The sequence below is a fragment of the Vibrio sinaloensis DSM 21326 genome (assembly GCF_000189275.1).
Classification (GTDB): domain Bacteria; phylum Pseudomonadota; class Gammaproteobacteria; order Enterobacterales; family Vibrionaceae; genus Vibrio; species Vibrio sinaloensis.
This window is the reverse complement of sequence record NZ_AEVT01000098.1, coordinates 49159-70604: the sequence shown is the minus strand read 5'-3', so window position 1 is coordinate 70604 and position 21446 is coordinate 49159. Positions and strand designations below refer to the sequence as shown.

19 protein-coding genes are annotated in these 21446 nt (G+C 45.9%); 3 read left to right on the top strand and 16 right to left on the bottom strand.

The features are described from left to right. Window positions 1-12: 12 nt before the first annotated feature. From pepT to RH45_RS17700, 3 genes are all read right to left on the bottom strand, one after another. Window positions 13-1242, bottom strand: coding sequence for a peptidase T (gene pepT, locus RH45_RS17710; protein WP_008079807.1), 1230 nt, complete (start codon window positions 1240-1242; stop codon window positions 13-15). Window positions 1243-1331: 89 nt separating this feature from the next. Further along, window positions 1332-1787, bottom strand: a complete 456-nt coding sequence (locus RH45_RS17705; protein ID WP_008079806.1) for a DUF3429 domain-containing protein — start codon at window positions 1785-1787, stop codon at window positions 1332-1334. A gap of 83 nt (window positions 1788-1870) precedes the next feature. Further along, window positions 1871-3079 (bottom strand): NupC/NupG family nucleoside CNT transporter, encoded by a 1209-nt coding sequence (locus tag RH45_RS17700; protein WP_008079803.1) that lies wholly within the window; start codon window positions 3077-3079, stop codon window positions 1871-1873. A 515-nt stretch (window positions 3080-3594) separates the two neighbouring features. Here RH45_RS17700 and RH45_RS17695 point away from each other — a divergent pair. After that, the gene (locus RH45_RS17695) at window positions 3595-4035 is read left to right on the top strand and encodes a hypothetical protein (RefSeq protein WP_008079801.1); all 441 of its coding nucleotides are present in this window, start codon (window positions 3595-3597) and stop codon (window positions 4033-4035) included. A 213-nt stretch (window positions 4036-4248) separates the two neighbouring features. Here RH45_RS17695 and RH45_RS17690 read toward each other — a convergent pair whose 3' ends face one another. From RH45_RS17690 to RH45_RS17650, 9 genes are all read right to left on the bottom strand, one after another. After that, on the bottom strand, window positions 4249-4965 hold the full coding sequence (locus RH45_RS17690) for a carbonic anhydrase (protein ID WP_008079799.1): 717 nt from the start codon (window positions 4963-4965) through the stop codon (window positions 4249-4251). Between the two features lie 187 nt (window positions 4966-5152). Further along, window positions 5153-6250: a Fic family protein gene (locus RH45_RS17685; protein ID WP_008079787.1), complete on the bottom strand. Its 1098-nt coding sequence runs from the start codon at window positions 6248-6250 to the stop codon at window positions 5153-5155. 289 nt (window positions 6251-6539) lie between these two features. Further along, the gene (locus RH45_RS17680) at window positions 6540-7136 is read right to left on the bottom strand and encodes a hypothetical protein (RefSeq protein WP_008079780.1); all 597 of its coding nucleotides are present in this window, start codon (window positions 7134-7136) and stop codon (window positions 6540-6542) included. Between the two features lie 424 nt (window positions 7137-7560). After that, the gene (gene tdh / locus RH45_RS17675) at window positions 7561-8592 is read right to left on the bottom strand and encodes an L-threonine 3-dehydrogenase (RefSeq protein ID WP_008079763.1); all 1032 of its coding nucleotides are present in this window, start codon (window positions 8590-8592) and stop codon (window positions 7561-7563) included. Window positions 8593-8695: 103 nt separating this feature from the next. After that, window positions 8696-9889: a glycine C-acetyltransferase gene (locus RH45_RS17670; RefSeq protein WP_008079762.1), complete on the bottom strand. Its 1194-nt coding sequence runs from the start codon at window positions 9887-9889 to the stop codon at window positions 8696-8698. Between the two features lie 178 nt (window positions 9890-10067). After that, window positions 10068-11447 carry a sensor histidine kinase gene (locus tag RH45_RS17665; RefSeq protein ID WP_008079760.1) on the bottom strand — a complete coding sequence of 460 codons (1380 nt, stop codon included), beginning with the start codon at window positions 11445-11447 and terminating at the stop codon, window positions 10068-10070. Between the two features lie 24 nt (window positions 11448-11471). After that, window positions 11472-12203, bottom strand: coding sequence for a response regulator transcription factor (locus RH45_RS17660; protein ID WP_008079751.1), 732 nt, complete (start codon window positions 12201-12203; stop codon window positions 11472-11474). Window positions 12204-12345: 142 nt separating this feature from the next. Continuing rightward, window positions 12346-13041, bottom strand: a complete 696-nt coding sequence (locus RH45_RS17655; RefSeq protein ID WP_008079750.1) for a spondin domain-containing protein — start codon at window positions 13039-13041, stop codon at window positions 12346-12348. Window positions 13042-13050: 9 nt separating this feature from the next. Next, a complete protein-coding gene (locus RH45_RS17650; protein WP_008079749.1) occupies window positions 13051-13734 on the bottom strand; it encodes a spondin domain-containing protein in 684 nt (227 codons plus the stop codon). A 259-nt stretch (window positions 13735-13993) separates the two neighbouring features. Between RH45_RS17650 and RH45_RS17645 the strand changes: the two genes are divergently transcribed. Next, the gene (locus RH45_RS17645) at window positions 13994-14917 is read left to right on the top strand and encodes a LysR family transcriptional regulator (protein WP_008079748.1); all 924 of its coding nucleotides are present in this window, start codon (window positions 13994-13996) and stop codon (window positions 14915-14917) included. Window positions 14918-14961: 44 nt separating this feature from the next. On the opposite strand, the gene RH45_RS17640 is transcribed toward RH45_RS17645, so the two are convergent. The 4 genes from RH45_RS17640 to RH45_RS17630 form a co-directional block, all read right to left on the bottom strand. Beyond that, window positions 14962-16398 carry a PepSY-associated TM helix domain-containing protein gene (locus tag RH45_RS17640; RefSeq protein ID WP_008079747.1) on the bottom strand — a complete coding sequence of 479 codons (1437 nt, stop codon included), beginning with the start codon at window positions 16396-16398 and terminating at the stop codon, window positions 14962-14964. A 137-nt stretch (window positions 16399-16535) separates the two neighbouring features. Beyond that, the gene (locus RH45_RS23020) at window positions 16536-16895 is read right to left on the bottom strand and encodes a hypothetical protein (RefSeq protein WP_071986194.1); all 360 of its coding nucleotides are present in this window, start codon (window positions 16893-16895) and stop codon (window positions 16536-16538) included. Between the two features lie 165 nt (window positions 16896-17060). After that, window positions 17061-17444, bottom strand: coding sequence for a cytochrome b562 (locus RH45_RS17635; protein WP_008079735.1), 384 nt, complete (start codon window positions 17442-17444; stop codon window positions 17061-17063). A gap of 79 nt (window positions 17445-17523) precedes the next feature. Further along, the gene (locus tag RH45_RS17630; protein WP_008079733.1) at window positions 17524-18267 is read right to left on the bottom strand and encodes a phosphatase; all 744 of its coding nucleotides are present in this window, start codon (window positions 18265-18267) and stop codon (window positions 17524-17526) included. A 154-nt stretch (window positions 18268-18421) separates the two neighbouring features. On the opposite strand from RH45_RS17630, the gene RH45_RS17625 reads away from it, so the two are divergent. Continuing rightward, complete coding sequence (locus RH45_RS17625) at window positions 18422-21301, top strand: HD domain-containing phosphohydrolase (protein ID WP_008079731.1); 2880 nt, start codon at window positions 18422-18424, stop codon at window positions 21299-21301. Window positions 21302-21446 lie beyond the last annotated feature (145 nt).

The following is a 21446-nucleotide window of genomic DNA, read 5'->3' as shown; positions in this document are numbered from 1 at the left end:
TTTAACAAAAGTTTACTTGTATTTTAACGCGGTTTTCTCTGCCAACGTCACGATCACTTTCACCGCCTGCTCCATGCCTTCAATCGAGATAAACTCATGAATGCCGTGGAAGTTGTAGCCACCGGTAAAGATGTTAGGACAAGGTAGCCCCATGAAAGAGAGTCTCGCACCGTCGGTACCACCGCGGATAGGCTTAATCATCGGCTCAACATCGCAGGTGATCATAGCTTGCTTCGCCAATTCAATAATATGAGGATGCGGCTCTACCATCTCTTTCATATTAAAGTAGCTGTCGGTTAACACCAGTTCTACACGCCCTTTGTCTAGCTGGTCATTTAACTCAGCCACTTTTTGTTGCATAAAGGCTTTACGGGCTTCTAGTCCTTCACGCTCGAAATCGCGGATGATGTAGCCAAGTTCACTTTTCGCCACCGACATGTTGGCCGATTTTAGGTGATAAAACCCTTCATAGCCTTCTGTGGTTTCTGGTGTCTCGTCTGCTGGCATCATTAGCTGGAACTTGGCTGCAATGTTCATTGCGTTAACCATTTTATCTTTCGCCGTGCCTGGATGAACATTCGTACCGTGACAAATCACATCAGCACTGGTTGCGTTGAAGTTCTCGTATTCCAGCTCACCAACCGGGCCACCATCAATTGTATAAGCCCATTGCGCGCCGAACTTCTCTACATCGAACAAATTGGCGCCACGACCAATTTCTTCGTCTGGCGTAAAGCCGATACAAATGTCGCCATGAGGAATTTCAGGATGAGCGATAAGCTCAGCTACAGCAGAGATGATTTCTGCGATACCCGCTTTGTTATCCGCCCCTAATAGTGTGGTTCCATCAGTTGTAATCAGGTTATGGCCGTGCAAACGGTGTAAATCTGGGTATTGGATTGGCGAGAGAACTTCGTCCCCTTTCCCAAGGGCGATATCACCACCTTGATAATCTTCGACAAGTTGTGGCTTAACGTCTTTGCCTGACGCATCAGGAGCGGTATCCATGTGAGCGATAAAACCGATCGCAGGCACATCGTACTCTAGGTTGCTCGGTAACTTGGCCATCAGGTAGCCATTGGAATCTAACGAGACATCGCTGAGCCCGAGCTCAATCAGCTCCGTCTTAAGAAACTCAGCAAAAGTAAACTGTCCCGGGCTACTTGGGCACGCTGAGTTGTGAGGGTTCGATTGAGTATCAAAAGTGACGTAGCGCAGAAAGCGTTGGACAAGTTCATTCATAGCGGTATCTCTTTTTATTTTATGATTCTTAACTAATTGGCGACCATCCTACGCCTTCTAGTCATCGAGATTTTGCTATAAATCAGGTTTTAGGCGATAAGCGCAATGCAATGCATAATCACAACGCCCGATGTCAGCCTTGCTCGAAGTGCTTTATACCCTGCCGGTTTTCGTTCTTTCTCTGCCACTCTTATCGCCCGCTCTGAAAACCAAACTAAACCGTATCCAATAGCCAGTAGCAGCAGCGCTAAGGCGGTATTTTCCCGAGCAAGCAGTAATACGGCCCACGTCATTACGGCGAAAAGGTTACTGAGCAGCAACGCATTGCGGCTGATTTTATCGATTGAATGGTCGATTCCATTCCCCCAAATCACGCCAGACAAGAAGCTAAGAATCACCACACTGTAGGAAACAAACATCTCCACACCCGTTAATCCTCTAACACTGATACCAGTAAAAATGCAGATTAGACTGAATACAAAAGGGATAAGGCCCAAATAGCCAAGGCGTAGCATAATCGAAACTGAGTCTTTATCGTTGTTCATCGTTCTTCCTCGAGTTTTCTTTGTTACTACGATCAAAAAGCCCGAATAGTTTCCTATTCGGGCTGATAAACACTCAGACTGGGTTAAAGCAAAATAAAGATACCTGCTAAACACGCGCTCATTAAGTTAGCCAAGGTACCCGCAAGTACAGCTTTGATACCTAAGTTCGCCACTTCAGCACGGCGGTCAGGAGCGATAACACCAATTGAACCAAGTTGAATCGCGATCGAACCGATATTGGCAAAGCCGCACAGTGCAAAGGTAACAATCACTTGTGTATGCTCAGATAACAGTGCCTTGTGTTCAACAAAGTCGATGAATGCAACAAACTCGTTCATCACGATCTTCTGACCAATGTAAGAACCCGCCATCAACACTTCATTACTTGGTACACCAATCACCCAAGCAAGAGGCGAAAACAGGTAACCAAACAAAGCTTGCAGTGTAATTCCTGTAAATCCAGCTACTTCTCCTAGGCTTTCTAAACCGGTATTAACCATTGCAATAACACTGACGAAGGCGATCAGCATGGTACCCACAGCAACCGCGACTTTCATACCGTTCATCGCGCCACTAGCAAGAGCATCAATCACATTGCTCTCTTCCGCCTGCCCCATCTCGATATCTGACTGATCAATTGGTGTGTCACGCTCTGGGACGATGATTTTCGCCATCATCAAACTACCCGGAGCGGCCATAAAGCTCGCTGCAATAAGGTATTTTAGCTCGACACCTAAACCAGCATAACCACCCAGTACAGAGCCAGCGACCGAAGCCATACCGCCAGCCATAACAGCAAACAGCTCAGAGCGAGTCATTCGAGATAAGAATGGGCGAACAAGAAGTGGAGACTCACCTTGAGAGAGGAAGATATTGCCAGTCGCAACCAATGATTCAGCTTTACTGGTGCCAAGGAATTTTTGAATGCCGCCACCAATAAACTCGATGACTTTTTGCATTATACCTAGGTAATAGAGAGCGGAGATTAAAGCACTAAAGAAGATAATGATAGGTAGGACACGAACCGCGAAGATGAAGCCTGTATTGGCAAGGTCACCAAACAAGAACGCGATACCTTCATCAGCAAAACCTAGGAGGCTTGAAACCCCACTACTTAAACTGGTTAGTGCCGCTTGGCCCCAAGGGAAATACAATACTAAGGCCGCAAAACCAACTTGAAGCATCAGTGCACGTGACACTGTTTTCCAATTGATCGATTTACGACTTTCAGACAGTAGAACTGCACACAACAACAGTGCTACAACACCGATTAAACCGAATAAAACATTCATTAAAGATCACCTCTACAAGCATTCAATAGGTAGCTGGTCCGGTCCGTGGGGTCATTCACCTTTCCGTGTGACGGCTTGTATTGGCAGAGCAGTTGCTCTCAACCGGGCGGAAAGTATAGCGAACAGTATGAGATATTCATCACATATTTTTACGCAAACGTTCAAGCGTTCACTCTATGTACGAAATGGGGAAAAAATGAGGTTCTCGATAAATCTTCTGTGCTGACCACCCACTACTTTTATGCACTTAAGTGCTATAAAACCATGAACAAAGATCACACTTTATGATATGTAATCGATATCATTTGGAAATAAAATTGGGCAAATACTCGAACACCATCTAGCTTTAATGGTGTGTCAACTAACGTACAAACAAAATCAATTCCTAACAACGTCAGCGGCTAAACAAACACAACAGACTTTGCCCTACCTTTTGGTAGGGCTTTTTTGTTATAACTTGCGAACTGCCCTTCTCGGTATACAATACGCGCAAATTTAATTTGTGAGAGACAACAATGGAACGTGATTACACCTTCGCTTCTTTATCCACGACTTCACGTGAAGAGCTGGAAGAACTGAGCATGCGTATGATTCAGCGACTGGTTCCGGAAGAATCCATGAACGAGTTGTTTACCTTCGATCAAGAAGAGACTGAATCTGAAGACAAAATGCTAGAAGCAAGGTTTGATGCCATGTTGCGCATGAGCGCTATTGCTTTAAGTGAAGTCCCAGCGCTATTTAGTGAGTCTGATAACCAAGCTCAAAATACTGTGCGCATGCAAAGACTATTGCTTTGGCATTTTTATGCCTCTTCTTTCCAACTCGATCGCGCAATCCCATTAGAAACTCATTGTAATCATGTGGAAGTGCTGCTTAAACAAGCCCCTAATAACGCCTTGGAATGGGTCACTACCCTCACTGATTTGTTAAGGCAATATGCTCAAATCGGTCAGTAAAGACAACGCCAGCGTAAATGCTGGCGTTTTTGTAACCGTTAGTTTTTCGCCACCTTTTATAACTGCGCTTACTTCAAAATCGCCCAATTACCTTTTCAGCCTCAATCGCCTCGCGCGACCAATTCCAGCATGATTAAGAATATTCGCTATCGACTTAATGATCTGTTTCTCGTGTGGCAAGCCCCACCCAATCTTAGGCGGGGCTTTTTGTTATTAGCTCTGCGTTACGATACGAGCATTCAAGCTTTGCAGTGGGCGATTGTTGTTACCCATGGCTTGATTGAACAATTTTACCTGCTCTGCAGACACCGTTTGTGGTGCCTTTAATACCAACCATCGTACGCCTTCAGAACACGGTGGCGTCGTCAACGAGCCATTGAATCGGTAATAGTCGTTCGTATTGGTAAGCAGAGCGTCAGCATCAAATGGGATTTTAATCGCCACATCACTGTTTGCGCTCGGCACTGTTGCGAGCAGCTGAGCCAGATCTGGGTTCGCCTTACCCAACTCGAAGAACACCGCGACCACTGCGAGATGCCCAGCTTTATCAGCATGAACAAAATGCGCTTCTAATGGATATTCTTTGCCATCAACATGGTTCTCTGACGGCGTATGGAAGTGGAACTGCTTAAGTGAAAACACCTTGCCATCAACCGTAAGTGTGTTGTTTCCCTCAAGGCTTGTTTGCAACGTGTGGCCATTATTCAGTAAGGAAATCACCTTACCTTGATAATCAAATTGCAATTTGGATAGACTTGCATCGGTTGCCGACTCAATATTGATCGGACTTTGATTGACACCACTCGCGCACTCAGAGGCGAAATCCCCCCAATGCTCTGGGCCATGTTCTCCTTTGTATCCCCAATCGGCCGCGTTAACACTGCTAGCAAGTGCCATTGTCAGCGTAAACGCCATGATGGTCCGTTTCATATATGCTCCTTTTTTCAATTAAATGAAACCGAGCACATAGTACGTTGAGCTATCGAACCTCAAACAGGGTGAAAACTATGATTGCACTTCCTTCTTGGAAGCAAATCCACAGCGAGCGTAACTGATTTGTCAGTAAGTAATGAAAGAGTACCAGGCGCAATATACGCCTATCTACTTACCACTTACTTTATTTAGCAAGCAGATATCGCGTACTTCGTCCGGCACCTGATTTGATTAAACATCCCTGCTCTAATAACGCGGTTAGGTGGCGAGTCGCGGTTGGTTTACTGACTTTCGCAACTTTGTGGTATTGGGAGGTATTAATACCGTCGACAAAGTCTCCATCAAGCATTCGATTTAGCACTTTCACTTGTTCTTGCACTAATTGGGTTTGATCGACATGTCGCCAAAAGTTGGTTTTAAACACGGTTCGTTCAATCTCTTTTAAGACGTCCCCAAACGTTTCATTCAGCACATCTAGAAACCATACTATCCACGACGTAATATCGACATCACCCTTCTGCGTACTTTCTAAGATTTCATAGTAGCTTTTGCGATTCGTTAATATGCCTACAGACATGGCATAGAAACGGACGGACTGCTTATCCGCTTGAGCCAATGCCAAATCCGTAAGAAGACGAGTAATTCGACCATTGCCATCATCTAGTGGGTGAAGGGTCACAAACCAAAGGTGTGTAATGGCTGCTCGAAGCAACGGATCTAAAGTCATGTCTTGCTTTGAATGATTAAACCATTCAACAAATTGAGCGAGTTCTGTATCAAGCCGCTCTCTTCCTGGCGCTTCAAAGTGAACAACAGGTCTATCAATTCGTCCGGAAACAACCTGCATAGGCGCAGCTCCTCTGAGCTGACCTCCAACAACAGGATTAAACAGAGTGTACCCTTCAGGAAAAAGCCTATCGTGCCAATGTAGGATTCTTTCTAGTGTAAGGGGAGCATCTAGATTGTCGACAGCATCGAGCATAATCTCAGCAAGTCCGTCGGTTTGTTCTGTCGTTGGAAAAGGATGATCTTCTGCCAAACCGAGTCTATTTGCTAGCGAGGAACGAACAGAAAAAGCATTGAGTTTTTCACCTTCGATGGCGCTGGAATGAACAATGTTGGCGAGCAAGGTATCAAGCAAGCTCTCATTGTGATCCTTAGGCTGGCTCGTCATCTTCCCAAGTAAGATACCTTGGTTCAATCGTGTTTGCCTAAGCAGCGGCTCAACGACCGTTTTATCCCAATTAAAGTGAGGCCAGCTCGGCTGTTCCCAGATCCACATCGCTATACCTTGATTTGAAAGTTAATACTATTCGAATCACATTATGAGTTGAATACTCAAGTTATTCAACTCAAAGTGTGATTTGATAATTAAGTGTATTCAAATCAAATCTCACGGCGGCCGACACCAACGTGATTCTCCTAGACCCAAACGCCACAAATTTAGTCGCTAAGCCCAAAACTTTGCCAAAAAGTCCTGAATGAAGGTCACACAGTTCTGCGAATTCTTTTGCCTCCAGCTTGTAATTACCACTCATCAAAACGTCTGGTACTAATGCCGCTGGCTTAATTTATTCACAGTACTGTCCCTCAAAACCCAGGGATGTAGAAGCAGTACCGCTGAGAATACGATTGAAAGCAAGGTATGCCATGACTCTGGCTTTAGTATTATAAGTCAGCGCTGTAATCGTCCGAGAAGTATTGATCCGGTCATCTACAGGTATGCCAACATAACCTTTGCATGCGACAACCTTTTCATAACCTTTAATTATATTGAACGCTGTTTTCTTGTTTTCATATGTTTTATCAGTGAAGTCATGGAATAACACTTCCTGTGCATTTCGTGCATCCTGCTTAATTGCCCTTCTCTCTGGTTCTGATATTTGAAGAGCATCAATGAAAGCTTCAATATCATCGCGAATACCATCCTCATTTACGTCGGCACCCACTAATGAGTCGCTGCGATCGAGCAATGGTTCGAACTTGTCATAGAGTATACCTAGCTGATCATCAATCGTAGGTTGAGATTTTAACTGCTCTATCAGCTGAGGTGTCAATTCCACATCATTAGTACTCGGTAAGACCGCTTCCGATGCACTGCTTCCTCCTCCGCTTAGGCTATTACATCCACAAAGAACAAGAATTAGAAGCAAAGACCTTTGTTTCATTACATACCACCGGATTGTTCACTGAAGATTAACGCGTAAAGTATAACCACAATATGCAACACAAATCTTAATTACTTGGCTGCCCAAGTGGGTAATTAGGGTGTCAGCATGGTTGCTAAGATATACGGGAAACAGCTAAAACAAGTGAACCAGACAAGTCGAAATGTGTCTAGAGAGCTAGATAAGGCTGAGAAAGGAGTAAATGATCTTACATAACGTTTATGAGCCATCAACCTATGCGTTTCACAAACTTAATACTAAAAGTGTCCCATAAATCTATGGGACACTTTTATTACAGCTAAGCTGTCTGCGGAGAAAGTAAGCGCATCTTTAGATGTAAATTGGGCCAACTTTTGCTAAGTACCTATTCTGCTAACCTGCAGAACAATAAACAACAATAAGCCTATTTTAACCTTGTGTTGCCCTACTCCCAATCAAGGATAACTTTGCCGGACTTACCGCTACGCATTGCATCGAAGCCAGCTTGGAAGTCATCAATCTTGTAGTGGTGAGTAATGATAGGCGATAGATCCAGACCCGATTGAATCAAGCTAGCCATCTTGTACCAAGTTTCGAACATTTCGCGTCCGTAGATACCTTTGATCACCAGACCTTTGAAGATAACCTGATTCCAATCGATACCCATGTCTGATGGTGGAATACCGAGTAATGCGATACGGCCACCATGGTTCATTGTTGCCAGCATAGAGCTAAACGCTGCTTGAACGCCTGACATTTCAAGGCCCACGTCGAAGCCTTCTGTCATGCCAAGTTCAGCCATTACGTCTTCCAGTTTTTCTTCCGCAACATTCACAGCACGTGTTACGCCCATCTTACGAGCAAGCTCTAAGCGGTACTCGTTCACATCTGTGATAACCACGTGACGCGCGCCAACGTGTTTTGCGACTGCCGCAGCCATGATACCAATTGGACCCGCACCCGTAATAAGCACATCTTCACCCACGAGATCGAAAGAAAGCGCGGTGTGCACTGCATTACCAAACGGGTCAAAGATTGAAGCAAGATCGTCAGAAATGCCTTCTGGGATTTTGAATGCGTTAAACGCTGGAATGACAAGGTATTCTGCAAACGCACCTTCACGGTTTACGCCAACACCGATAGTGTTGCGACATAGGTGTGTGCGGCCGCCGCGACAGTTACGACAGTGACCACAAGTGATGTGGCCTTCACCTGATACGCGGTCACCGATCTCAAAGCCACGAACTTCCTGACCGATTTCAACCACTTCACCAACGTACTCGTGACCTACCACCATAGGTACTGGAAACGTCTTTTGCGACCACTCGTCCCAATTGTAGATATGCACGTCAGTACCACAGATGGCCGTTTTCTTAATTTTAATTAAAATATCATTGTGGCCCACTTCAGGTTTCTCGACCTGAGTCATCCAAATACCTTCTTCAGGTTTTAGTTTTGATAGTGCTTTGATTTTCATAATCTTTACTCGGTATACCCCGCACAATGCGTGGCAAAAAATTCATCTTGATTCAAAGGCTAAAGGCCACCTCCGACTCTGGGCAGCCTTGGATTCGATGGGCTTAGATTAAGCCCATGTCTTTACCAACTTGAATAAATGCATCAATAGCGCGATCAAGTTGCTCGCGTGAGTGCGCGGCAGACATTTGAGTACGAATACGTGCTTGGCCTTTTGGTACAACTGGGAATGAGAAGCCGATAACGTAGATGCCTTTCTCAAGTGCGCGTTCAGCAAATTCAGCCGCTACTTTTGCATCACCTAGCATGATTGGGATGATAGCGTGGTCAGCGCCACCCATAGTGAAGCCCGCATCTTCCATACGAGTGCGGAAGTGCGTTGCGTTTTCCCATAGGCGGTCACGTAAGTCTCCACTCTCTTCAAGTAGGTCAAGAACGCGAATAGAAGCGTTAACAATCGCTGGCGCAACTGAGTTAGAGAATAGGTATGGGCGCGAACGTTGACGAAGCCAGTCAATCACTTCTGCCTTACCTGATGTATAGCCGCCTGAAGCGCCGCCCATCGCTTTACCTAACGTACCCGTAATGATATCGATACGGTCAACAACGTCATGGTATTCGTGAGTACCTGCGCCCGTTTTGCCCATGAAACCTACGGCGTGAGAATCATCAACCATCGTCAGTGCGCCGTACTTTTCCGCTAGATCACAGATAGCAGGTAGGTTGGCGACCACACCATCCATTGAGAACACACCGTCAGTAACGATAAGAATGTGGCGAGCGCCTGCTTCTTTTGCGGCGATAAGTTGCTGCTCTAGCTCTTCCATGTTGTTGTTCGCGTAACGGAAGCGCATTGCTTTACACAGGCGAACACCATCGATGATAGAAGCATGGTTTAAAGCGTCAGAGATGATCGCGTCTTCTTTGCCTAGAATGGTTTCAAATAAGCCTGCGTTTGCATCGAAACAAGAGGTGTAGAGAATTGTGTCTTCTTTACCTAGGAACTTAGAAAGCTTCTGCTCAAGCTCCTTGTGAATGTCTTGCGTACCACAGATAAAACGAACGGAAGCCATACCAAAACCGTGCTCATCCATACCAGCTTTACCGGCTTCGATAAGCTCTGGATGGTTAGCTAGACCAAGGTAGTTATTCGCACAGAAGTTAAGTACCTCTTCGCCAGTGGAGATCTTAACAGCCGCTTGCTGCTGCGAGGTAATTACACGCTCTGACTTGTAAAGACCTTCAGCCTTCACTTCTTCAATTTGCTGTTGAATCTGTTGGTAAAATGCAGAAGACATTTGCAATTCCTTCCTATTTATTTGTCGAGTTTTCACTCGTTATTGGATTAGGTTGAACCTATATGTGACGGGGGTCACAGCCTTAAGTTCATCAATTAAGTGTAGTGTAATTCAAGCGAGGAAAAACGATTATCCCTCAGGATGGAAAAGCATTAGTGAATTTGAGGAACAAATAAAACTAGACCGACAAAGCTTTCAATAAAAAGCGTTGTTGGTAAGAGGTTGCCGTAGCCGTTGTCTCTAGGTGACTATGGTGGAGCATTAATATCGATTGGACTATTTTCGTTCCAATACCCAGTGATCCGCTCGGTGCACTGGTCTCTATATGATTGACAAACGTAAACTGGATCGTCGATTTGTCGGCACTATAGTGAGCTTGGCATTCAACCTCTGCACCCACCGGGCTGTGACGCAGTGCATTCTCGAGCAAATTAAGCACCAAGCGTTCGAGCAGATCTCTATCACCGATCGTCTTTAACTCTTTGTCAGCCTCAATAGTCAGCACGACCTGTTTACGAGCAAACTGACCATGCATCGTCTCAGCGCATTCTTCTAGCAAAGGAGCAAGAGCGACAGGGTGATATTCATAACTTGGCGCAGGTGCTTCTTTGCGCGCTGCTCCCAGCAATGTATGCAGTTGGTCAGACAGCTTGCCACAGTTACGAAACGCCACTTCTATCAATGGGTCTTTTTCTGGGTTTTGCATACGCCAGGTTTCTAAATAACCCAACACGCTCGACAAAGGTGTTTTCAAATCGTGGCTTAGTTGAAGCAAACTCTGACGACGATGAGACGATTGGTACTCGAGCTGCAAAAACTGCTGTTGAATATGTTTAGCCATCATCTGGTATGAATGAGCGATGGGCACCAGTTCTGGCACCTGCTGAGTGAAATCTGGTCGTAAGCGAAAATCATGCTCGGCTTGCTGCTGAAGTTGGTTGGTCACTCGCTCTATTGGGTTCAACAAACTTCGCCGAACCAACACATAAGCACCAAATGCAAAACCGATGATAGAGACCAATACTAAGCCTGCTAAAGCCAAGTATGGCGTATCAACTTGCGCATTGGCGATGGCAGAGTGGCGAGTGCTGCCAATTACGACGTATAAATAGCCTACGGTAGAGCCCAGCTCTTCAATTGCCGCAACCGAGAACACTTTATGCTCGTTAGGGTTGCGCGGGTCTTCACCGAGAATGGGAAACGGCTGATCGTTCAAAAACTGTGTAATTGGCGTGAGATCGACAGACCCCATCATTTCAGCACCTTCTGGCGCTGCATGCGTCGTGATGTTGCCCTGACTATCCAAAAAATAGATTTCAAAATCTGGGCCAATCAACATTAGGGTATGGAAGATCGATTTGAGTGCTTTGGGATTATAATCCGTGCCAATCATAAGCGGATTATCGTCACGCATGTGGTTGGCAAGTTCTTTATGCAGGCTCTGTTTGGTTCTCAGCTCAATCGTCTCTTTCTGCCAGTTGTATGTCAGGGCAATGGCAAACGCCGCGAGACAAAACCACAAACTCGTAAAGAGCACCAATCTCGATTTAAAGCTCATGATTTCGCTCCTTAAAAATTACGGTTACGGCTGTGGCTGGAATTTATAGCCCACGCCCCAAACAGTCTGAATAAAATGATGATCGGAGTCGCTGAGACATAACTTGCTACGCAAACGGTTAACAGTGCTACACACTGTATGGTGATATCCGCTATGGTTGGTATGCCACACGTGATCAAGCAGCTCGTCTTTGCTGTATACCCTGCCCGGCCTTGTAGCCAAAAACTGCAGAAGAGAAAACTCTGTCGCGGTCAGTGATACCTCTTTATTGTTTAAACAGACCTGATGTAAATCGGGCGCGATGATCAACGAGCCAAACCGCATATTTGCGTTCACATGCTCCGGTTCAACTACGCTTTCGGCTTTATGATTAAAACGGCGCAGTATATTTCGAACCCTAGCTTGAAACTCCAACACACTGAACGGCTTCGTAATGTAGTCATCCACACCTGCCTCTAATCCATCGACTTTATCCATTTCACTGTCACGAGCGGTCAGCATCAGAACGGGTAACCACTCTTGTTGCTGGCGTAGATAGTGGCAAAAATCGAGACCATCTCCATCCGGTAGACCGCGATCGAGCACCACTAAGTCGAGATTCTGATCTTTGTGTAACGCTTTAGCATCGGCTATTGAGGTCACTCTTGCTACCTGGTGCCCTTGAAACTTAAGGTGCATTTGTACTAAATCCGCAAGATCATCGTCATCTTCAACCAACAATATGCTTGCAACTAAGTTCACTGCCTGCTCTCTCATGGCCAGTTCCTTGCCTAGAAGTCAATTCACCCTGCACATGACCTGACCAGCACACATTTTCTTTCATCACCGAGACAAGCTATGCAGAAAAAGTCCGTTAATCAATCAACGGACTTTGAAACAGCAAAGGGGGTAGCTTGGATTACTCAATACGCGTAATTGTCACTTTAGCTCCAGGGTTTAAGAATCTGTGGTTGGCAGATAGCGCAGACGTTACCAACCCATCATCTTGACTGATCACTCCAGCATGAAATGAAACTGCATCATTGCTATCGTTACGCGTGGCGTTAAAGCCTTCACCACCACCAGCTGGTCCAGGTATGGTGGCAGCAAGCTCATCGTTAAGCTCAGTGCCCGAATCCCAAACGTTCATATTCATCTCAAACGACTCACCCACCGAGAGAGTTTTTAATGACAGCCCGGTCTCACCGATAAAGGCATCATTGGTGTTAACCAACATAGATGCGACAGAGAGATACCCGTAATCACTTGGGTCAAGCGTAATCGTCACCTCATCCGAATTGCCCGGCAGCAACAAACCATTGCCCGATATCCCTTGGTCGATGTCATCATTACTGCCTGCAAGGGCGATTAACTCAGCATTACTGCCCCCCTCAGCCAAATATTCGAGTTCAACCGAGGCGCTTTGTCCCACTTCAAACAGTTGATAATCACTGTTGTGCACTAACACTGCCAGAGGCGACATGGGCTGATTGGCCGTTTGATTGGCGACATTAACCGTATAACGATACGACTTAGTTTTGTCGTCATCGTCACTGCTTGGACAACCTGCAAGTAACCCGACTGATGCCGCGACTAATAACAATCTATATTTCATACATCCCCCTTACTTCACAACGATGGTGATAGTGGCGACAGGGTTAAGCCAGCGGTGACTGCTACTATCAAGGTCGCTTAGCCCACCCGCAGCATCACTGTCACCCAGATTACCGGGGTGCACATGCACTTTGTCATTCGTCACAGCCGCTTCGACTCCAGTACCACCAGCACCAAACACAATGAAAGGAGGGTTTGGCATACTTCCAGCCAACTCATCGTTTGCTTCTGTACCCGCGTCGTACCCTCTTAAGGTCGTTTTGTAGGTACCCGGTTCGGAAGGGATTTTCCAGCTATCGAGCCCAACAAAGCCATCATTCGTTGGTAACAACATGGCACTGAGCGACAGGTATTGATGGCTTCCAGTATCGATACTGAATGTCGTCGCAACACCCGGATTTAAAATACCCGCAGCCGGGTTTTCAACCACAACGCCACCCGCATTACCAATCACTGTCGACAACCCTGAGATGTCACCGCCTTCCGCCATCGACTCTAGTTCAGCGGAAGCTGCTTGGCCGGTACGAAACATAACCAAATCCGATCCATGCCCTGCAACTATCAGTGGTGTGAAATAAATGCCCTTGGTTGCGTTAGTGATCGTAATGTCGAGTTCGGCTGCATTTACTGACGCTGAGCCCATTGCTAACGCGACTGAAGTAATTAAGAGTCCAAGTTGGGTTTGCTTTTTCATTTTGATTCCATCCTTAACTGAAAGATCGTTACCCAAGTTGCGCTGACACTGAGCAATAACTTGAGTGGTTTAAACGTGACATCTCATACGTTTGTGTTCTTGCTATTAAGAATGACGGCCAAATCTAGCAACACCTTCATCGAAATCTCATAAAACTCTCACAACTTTTTGTCGAGTTTATACGCGATGGTTTTATTGCTTGCACCAAGCTGGTCGGTGGCTGACAATAATGGCAACTGTCTTGTCGTGCTGAATCCTTATGGTCAACCCAAAACTCATTGCTTTGTTACCCGATCTCGCCTCTTTTATCTTAGTGGTTAACGAAGGCAGCTTTACCGCTGCGGCCAAGCAATTGGGCGTAACACCTTCCGCATTAAGCAAATTAATCACACGCCTAGAGCAGGCGCTTTCGGTCAAACTGTTCGAACGAACCACGCGCAAGCTGATCATTACTCAAGCTGGCCAAAAAGTTTACGACCAGAGCATTGCGATGGTGAATGCCGCTCAGCAAGCTGTTGAACTCTCGACCGAAGATCATACTGAACCGACGGGAGCGCTTACGGTTGCCGCTCCAGAAGCTTTTCTCAATTCAGTTCTTCAACCCTTCGTGCTGCCCTTTTTGCAACGCTACCCAAATATTCAGCTAAAACTTCGCGCCGCCGACGGTGAGATAGACTTGTTTCGCCAAGGCATCGACGTCGCTTTTAAGCTAACCGACAAACCCGATGAAAATCTGGTGCTAAAAGAAATCAGTAAGACCAACCTAGTTCTTTGTGCGTCGCCCGCTTATATCTCACAGCGAGGCATGCCGCAGCACCCTACTGACCTCGACACACACGACTGCATCTATCTGGCGGAAAATGATAAAGACAATATTTGGTCATTTTTCAAAGACGAGGCGTTTTATTCCATTGCCGTCTCAGGCCGTTATGCGATTAACCACTCACAAATGCGTTTAAATGGGGTAATGGCGGATCTAGGAATTGGTATTTTCCATGATTTCGTCGTCAAAGAGTCATTAGAGCGAGGTGACGTGGTGGAAGTACTTCCAGACTGGATGATTAAAAGTAACTATCATGGCGCCATCGCCATGCAGTATCCGCAAACCAAATACATGCCAGCTCGATTGAGGGTATTTATCGACTTCGTCAACGAACATTTGATTGCAAAAGATGAACACTAATAAAGCGATGAGCCAAAGGTGGCTGGCTCATCGCCCGATTAAACCTAGTTAACCGCTGCCTTGAGTTTCTCTACTCGATTGAAAACCAACCAGTCCATCCCTAAAGCCAATGCGATAGCCAACCCTGCCAAGGGAAACGCGATACAAATCAACAATAGAGTCATGAGTCCTGTTTTCCACACGCCCGAATGTTCAAATCGAGGTGGAGCACCAAGCGCCGCGCCGCGACTAGGCCGACGAACCCACCACATGACGACACCCGTAATGCAGATAGTGACAAACGCCAAACAAAACACAACATTCAGCACTTTGTTTAGGGAGCTTAAATCACCCTGGTGTAAAGAAACCCCTGCAGCCATAAACTTGGCAAACACGCTATAGTCTTGCCACGTTACCTCAACCAGTAATCGCCCCGAATATTGATCGAAATGAGAAGTTCGATCCTCTCTTGGGTCAATCACATCGCCCGCCATTGAGTTCGCAGCCACGGTATACACACCCGTTTCTGAGCGAGGCAAGAAAATCTTGTAGTGGGTAAAACCTAACGCCTGCGCTTTAGACGCTATTTCATCAATTGATATAGCGTTATGACTCACTGTAAAAGAGGCCTCTTGCATGTTGGCATGATCATGAGCGGGAGCATCTTGTGACTGAGGCACTGGAGCCAGTTCAAGATTCCACGGTACCTCTTCAGAAGCACCATGGTTGAGATCCTTATGCAGCATGGTGGATTCGGGTTTCTCCCCCCAAGTGTAATAAGTCGGAAAGGTATTCCAGCCTTGAATCATTTTAGCGCCCCAAATTCCGGCCCAAGCCAGTCCTGAGATTAAAAAGAACAACAAGACGAGTGAAAGAATACCTCCCAAGTTGGCATGGAGATCGCGCATAAATACGCGCTTTCCTTGCGTCAGACGCAACTTTAAAAAACCAGCACGACTGGCGCCGTCTTTCGGCCACCATAAATAGAGCCCACTTACCAGCAGCAAAATACTCAAGCTTGCTGCGATTTCGATCAAACGATCGCCAAGTTCACCTATCAACAAAGTACCATGAATCGAATTCATCAGTTCATAAACACTGTCGCTCCGATCAATAGCTCCTTGCACCTCAGCCGTATAAGGATTAACGGCAATCACTAACGCTTCGCCTTGATCATTTCTGATTGAAAAGCGGTTGGCTATTTCAGCAGTTTTTGCTGGCGCGTATTGGGTAACCTGATATTCAGGAAAGGCGTGTTTCACCGCGCTTAGTTGATCCGAGATAGGCAGTGTTTGAGGTTGGGGAGAAACGTTTAGAATGGTTTCATAGCGGGCCAACTCAATCTCATCGTCGAACAACATGACAAGACCAGTGATGGATAGCATGAGCATAAAAGGGATGACGAATAATCCTGCATAAAAGTGCCATCGCCACGTCATGAAATAAAGAGACTTTGAACGCGAGACTTCCCTAGGTTGAGGCTTTGTCGAGTTTCTCAACATGTGTATTTTCCTTTTGCATGATTCAACTGCCAAACACACAAACACCCCACATTGCATAAAATGCGGCGCGTTTTGAGGCTTGCAGTGATTGCTGCCCGACGGACAGCTTAGTTTGACTTTACTTGTGTTTGTTATAGTTATGCGAAAAGGGTAAAAGGTGGTGCACGAGGGATGGGTGTTTCATAGCGCCCACTTAGAGCCAAATAAGTGTAACGTTCTGAAGCCACCACACTCTTTCTTGAAAGCCTAGGTGTCGTTGGAATCGCGTCATGATGAAAGGTCGAAAAATGGCTGAAAGGACAAGGTTTGCCCTTATGGGTGACAGAATTATCACCCTCTTCGACCTGTACCAATTCAAATCCGTTAAGCGTACATAGTGTCGCCCACACGCCCATACTGTTACCATGAGCATTGATAACAGGCATTAAAGTCACCAGCACCCAACTTAGGGCACTCGCAACAAGCATTGAACGATAATATGGAATTAATCTACGCATAACGATGACTTAACAAATTTGCCACAGCGTAGCGGATTCTGATGCGCAACTCAAAAGCCGATCGAATAACTGATTGTTGCTTCACAGCTTTATGAGGAAGCAATAAAAAACCCGCCAGTCAGCGGGTTTCTCTTTGTCTTGGGACAAGGTCAATTTGTCACTTAACTAGCCAAACAGCTTGCTCCAAATACTTGGATTACGCTTGTCGTGGTACTCTTCACGCAATGCGTCGACATTTCTTAGCTCAGATTTAGCGCCTTCAAGGTCCCCTTGCTCTAGCTTAGCGTCGACCATATCCAATGCTTTAGATAGCTTGGTAAACCCTTCGAAGTAAATATCAAACTTCTCTGGAGGGTAATCACCTCGCTTAGATTGCTCGACTAATTCCGACAGATTGTCGATAGCAGACTGCATTCCTGCGACTTCTGTGGCTTCAGCCGCTTGTTTAAACTCGACCTTCATCTGCTTCATGGTTGCTTTTAAATCAAAATCTGCTGCAAAGGTTGTTGCAGAAAACAGAATCGCCAGCACTGGTAGGAACTTTCTCATTGTTATTCTTCTTTCATGTTTGTGGTGGCCAAAGTGTACTGAAAAATACCGTACAACCAAGTCCTAAATTTGTTTCCACTTATAAATGACTGAACTCTTCGATCGCCCCGCGACCACGAAGAGCCAAGAAATCGAGAAACTGACGTGGACTATGAGTAATAACTTGCTCAGCAGGGACTTGGACTTTATCAAGAAGATCAGACACCAAGCCTAGATTACCCATATCGTCACTAAAGTGCGCATCGCTTCCCGTGGTAAAGAACACCCCTATCTCTTTGCCCAATTGAGCGATTTCATAGCAGCGTTCGACACTGCCCACTCGGCTATTACCTTTCAACGTTGTGTTGTTTATTTCTATCGCAACATTATGCTGCTTAGCACACTGGAGAACGGCTTTAAAATCAAAATCATAATTTGGGTTACCCAAATGGCCTAGAGCATCAACCCGCCCACTTTTTATGACATTTAACAGCGCCTGAGTATGCGATTCTTTGCTTGCTGGACGAAACACGGCTTCATGAAAACTCGCAATCGCCCAATCTAAATGCCGGTCGGTCGTAGGATGGATGTCTACCTCTCCTTCTTCATTGAGAATGTTTGATTCCACACCTCGAATAACCCCAACACCCTCGATAAAACGCGGCAGAATGCGTTGATTAGTGAAAAACCAGTAATGAGGAGCGCCGGGCATTGATTCAGCATGATCTGTGGTACAGAACAATGCCAGTCCGTTTTGCTTTGCCGCGCGCGCATTTTCAATCAAGGTGCTGTAAGCATGTCCACTGGCATAGGTATGAGTGTGCGTGTCAATCAGTAACTTCATAGGATTTCTGGCTTAAGAGTATTGGCAGATTATGTTACCAGCCTTTGCGCTGGTTTTCTTGTCTTGGTATGAGAAACGCCGTTAATGAAAAACCACGCAGGCAAGATCAATAGTTTTGGCTAATACTTAATAAGTTATTAATAAAAGGTGACGTATGAGAAAACGCCGCTACTCGCTGAGCATTCATATTACGAGCTTGTTTTTGATATTGACGACATTGGTTGGCTCTATACTTATCGCCATCAGTTATCGTCATGCTCAAGAATTGCTTGCGGGTAGCGCAAAGGAGCTCAGTGAAGAGAACAGTCGCCAACTTGAATCAACTTTCCAGCTAAAAACCGGTCCTGTGCTAACCACGCTCGACTTTCTTGCGGTCAGTCAGGTTGTCGAGGACAACACCCCGCCACAGAAAGCAAAACGCCTTCTCTCATCCGTGAGTCTGATTTTTGAGCGCAACCCAGGGCTAGTGGCTCTTTACTACGCCAACCAAAATGGGGATTTAACCCTGTTTAGAGCCATGCGCTCGAACAACGACCGAAACCAGTTCTCTGCGCCTGACAAAGCCAGCTTGATGATCAACCAAACCCGAGTCGATGGTAGCAACGACTTTTACTTTCTCGATGGCAGCTTTCGGCTGTTGGCGACTCGCAACGAAGGCAATAATGAATTTGATCCTAGGGTGAGGCCTTGGTTTATCAACGCAGACCTTGACGGAGAGATTCGCTTAACAGAACCATATTTTTTTTACTTTCTTAAAACCAATGGCGTGACTTTTTCTCGCCGTTCTGCCGATGGTAACTCCGTCATTGGGGCTGATTTTACGCTCGATTCTTTGTCAGAGCAGATCGGCCAGCTTGGCTATTCTGAAAACAGCAAATTGGTGTTGTTTGATAACCAATTTCGGGTTCTCGCCCATCATCAAGGCGGCGTAACGCTGAATGCTCAACAGGACGAAACCAGACAGGCATTAGAGCTGGGGATTTTTGATGTCATTCTAGACAGAAGCTCCAGTCAGATTCTCTATGAAAAAGCCCATTTTGATGGCATAGATTGGTCAATTACCCTGACGCCAGTTAGCCTCAACAAACACACTCGCATTCTGTTAGCGGAGGCCACGCCTCAACAAGACTTGCTGCAAAATCTTCTCTCACTTCGAGATAAGCAGGTAAAAGTAGCTTTATCCCTACTAGTGATGAGTTTTGTCGTTGTGTGGTTTGTCGCCCAACGATTGGCTCAGCCATTGCAACAGTTAATGCAGCAAACCGATAGCATTGCCCGTTTTGATTTTAAGAAGACCCGTTATTCCAAAAGTTTAATCAAGGAAGTGGCAAACTTGACCACCTCTATCGAGTTGATGGAGCACACGTTGCATGACCTATTACGACTATTGAGAGACACCGCCAGTAATCAGGATTTTTCTGTACTCGCTAGAACCATTACCCACCAAAGCTACTTAGTCACTAAAGCAGAGACGATTGTCCTTTATACCCGTGATTCACTCGACAGCGACTACGACGTTGCCGCTAACCATGCCATTATCCCTTTTAAGATCGATATCAATCAGTTCCTTGAATCCACAGCATGGATACAAAAAGACCTATCTAAAGGCGACGTATTACACTTTAATCGCAATGACAATGGCGTCGCCAAATACCGCGAGATCCTTTACAACTCCGACTTTTACCTATTCCCGCTACTCAACCGCCGACATGAGTTGGTGGGCATACTTTTGCTCGGTTATGAGCGCGCTATTACGCCTGAACAAAGCGACAAACATGCGTTCCTCAAAGAGCTGTTGAGCTTTGCTGAAATCGCAAAAGAGAACATCGACAAGGTCCGCCAACAAAAAGAAATGCTCAACGCATTTGTGGAGTTAATAGCATCGGCAATCGACACCAAGTCCCCTTATACTGGCAGCCATTGCCAACGAGTCCCCAAGTTATCTGAAATGTTAACAGAGGCCGCTCACAAGGATATTGACCACTTTGCTCTGTTTACCATGCAAGAAGCGGATTGGGAGTCCTTATATCTCGCCTCTTGGCTGCATGATTGTGGCAAAGTGACCACGCCAGAGTACGTGATCGACAAAGCGACCAAGCTAGAAACGATTTATGATCGTATCCATGAAGTACGAATGCGCTTCGAATTGTTAAAATCCCAAGCAGAAGTGGAATACTGGCAAAAGTTAAGCCGCAACGAAGGCAACCCAGACGAATTGAAAAAACAACTTGAACAGCGCTGCGCCAAGCTCGATGACGATTTTGCTTTTGTCGCGGAGTGTAACCTCGGCAGCGAAGAAATGAGTGATGAGGCAGTCGAAAGACTCGAAAAAATCGCCCAATACCAATGGAAGCGAACTTTGGACGATCAATTGGGTGTGTCTTGGATAGAAAAACAACGCGGCGACGCGCCCGTTTCACTTCCGGTCATGGAGTCATTGTTAGCAGACAAAGCAGTGCACCAAATTGCTTGGCCAGAAGGCGTCAATCCACAAGATGTTTGGCAAGAGAAATTCATCCTGCAACCCGGTGAGCTCAAATACAATCGAGGCGAGCTTTACAACTTGTCGATTAAGCGTGGCACGTTAAACGCTGAAGAGCGCTTCATCATTAACGATCATATTATCCAAACCATTACCATGCTCAACCGTCTACCCTACCCTGACCATTTAAAACAAGTACCAGAAATTGCCTGTGGTCACCATGAAAGAGTCGATGGTCAAGGGTATCCTAAGGGGTTGACTGAAGAGCAACTTTCGATTCCGGCGCGCGTCATGGCCATTGCAGACGTGTTTGAAGCATTGACCTCTAGTGACAGACCATACAAGAAAGCCAAGTCTCTCACCGAATCGATCACCATCATGACAGACATGGCAACGACCGGTCATATAGACCCTTATCTGTACTTACTCTTTCTAGACAAACAGCTTGACCAAGAATACGCGGCACTGTTTTTGAGCGAAGAACAAATCACCCCATTCGACCGACAGGCACACATTCACAAAGTCCGTGAATATCTCAAGACCAAGTTTTAAACTTCCTTATCGACCCGTCGATTTAGAATATCAGCTCTATTTTTCAACAAATTCGCAACACGCGCACTTTCCCTATATATCAATGAGATAGCGAAAAATAAGTCATTATTTAATCGATTGCCTTCTCAAAGGTTGATGTATATCA

Bases quoted from the DNA above. Each gene is read 5' to 3' on its own strand.
- pepT (WP_008079807.1), bottom strand. From the start codon at position 1,242: ATGAATGAACTTGTCCAACGCTTTCTGCGCTACGTCACTTTTGATACT.
- RH45_RS17705 (WP_008079806.1), bottom strand. From the start codon at position 1,787: ATGAACAACGATAAAGACTCAGTTTCGATTATGCTACGCCTTGGCTAT.
- RH45_RS17700 (WP_008079803.1), bottom strand. From the start codon at position 3,079: ATGAATGTTTTATTCGGTTTAATCGGTGTTGTAGCACTGTTGTTGTGT.
- RH45_RS17695 (WP_008079801.1), top strand. From the start codon at position 3,595: ATGGAACGTGATTACACCTTCGCTTCTTTATCCACGACTTCACGTGAA.
- RH45_RS17690 (WP_008079799.1), bottom strand. From the start codon at position 4,965: ATGAAACGGACCATCATGGCGTTTACGCTGACAATGGCACTTGCTAGC.
- RH45_RS17685 (WP_008079787.1), bottom strand. From the start codon at position 6,250: ATGTGGATCTGGGAACAGCCGAGCTGGCCTCACTTTAATTGGGATAAA.
- RH45_RS17680 (WP_008079780.1), bottom strand. From the start codon at position 7,136: ATGAAACAAAGGTCTTTGCTTCTAATTCTTGTTCTTTGTGGATGTAAT.
- tdh (WP_008079763.1), bottom strand. From the start codon at position 8,592: ATGAAAATCAAAGCACTATCAAAACTAAAACCTGAAGAAGGTATTTGG.
- RH45_RS17670 (WP_008079762.1), bottom strand. From the start codon at position 9,889: ATGTCTTCTGCATTTTACCAACAGATTCAACAGCAAATTGAAGAAGTG.
- RH45_RS17665 (WP_008079760.1), bottom strand. From the start codon at position 11,447: ATGAGCTTTAAATCGAGATTGGTGCTCTTTACGAGTTTGTGGTTTTGT.
- RH45_RS17660 (WP_008079751.1), bottom strand. From the start codon at position 12,203: ATGAGAGAGCAGGCAGTGAACTTAGTTGCAAGCATATTGTTGGTTGAA.
- RH45_RS17655 (WP_008079750.1), bottom strand. From the start codon at position 13,041: ATGAAATATAGATTGTTATTAGTCGCGGCATCAGTCGGGTTACTTGCA.
- RH45_RS17650 (WP_008079749.1), bottom strand. From the start codon at position 13,734: ATGAAAAAGCAAACCCAACTTGGACTCTTAATTACTTCAGTCGCGTTA.
- RH45_RS17645 (WP_008079748.1), top strand. From the start codon at position 13,994: ATGGTCAACCCAAAACTCATTGCTTTGTTACCCGATCTCGCCTCTTTT.
- RH45_RS17640 (WP_008079747.1), bottom strand. From the start codon at position 16,398: ATGTTGAGAAACTCGACAAAGCCTCAACCTAGGGAAGTCTCGCGTTCA.
- RH45_RS23020 (WP_071986194.1), bottom strand. From the start codon at position 16,895: ATGCGTAGATTAATTCCATATTATCGTTCAATGCTTGTTGCGAGTGCC.
- RH45_RS17635 (WP_008079735.1), bottom strand. From the start codon at position 17,444: ATGAGAAAGTTCCTACCAGTGCTGGCGATTCTGTTTTCTGCAACAACC.
- RH45_RS17630 (WP_008079733.1), bottom strand. From the start codon at position 18,267: ATGAAGTTACTGATTGACACGCACACTCATACCTATGCCAGTGGACAT.
- RH45_RS17625 (WP_008079731.1), top strand. From the start codon at position 18,422: ATGAGAAAACGCCGCTACTCGCTGAGCATTCATATTACGAGCTTGTTT.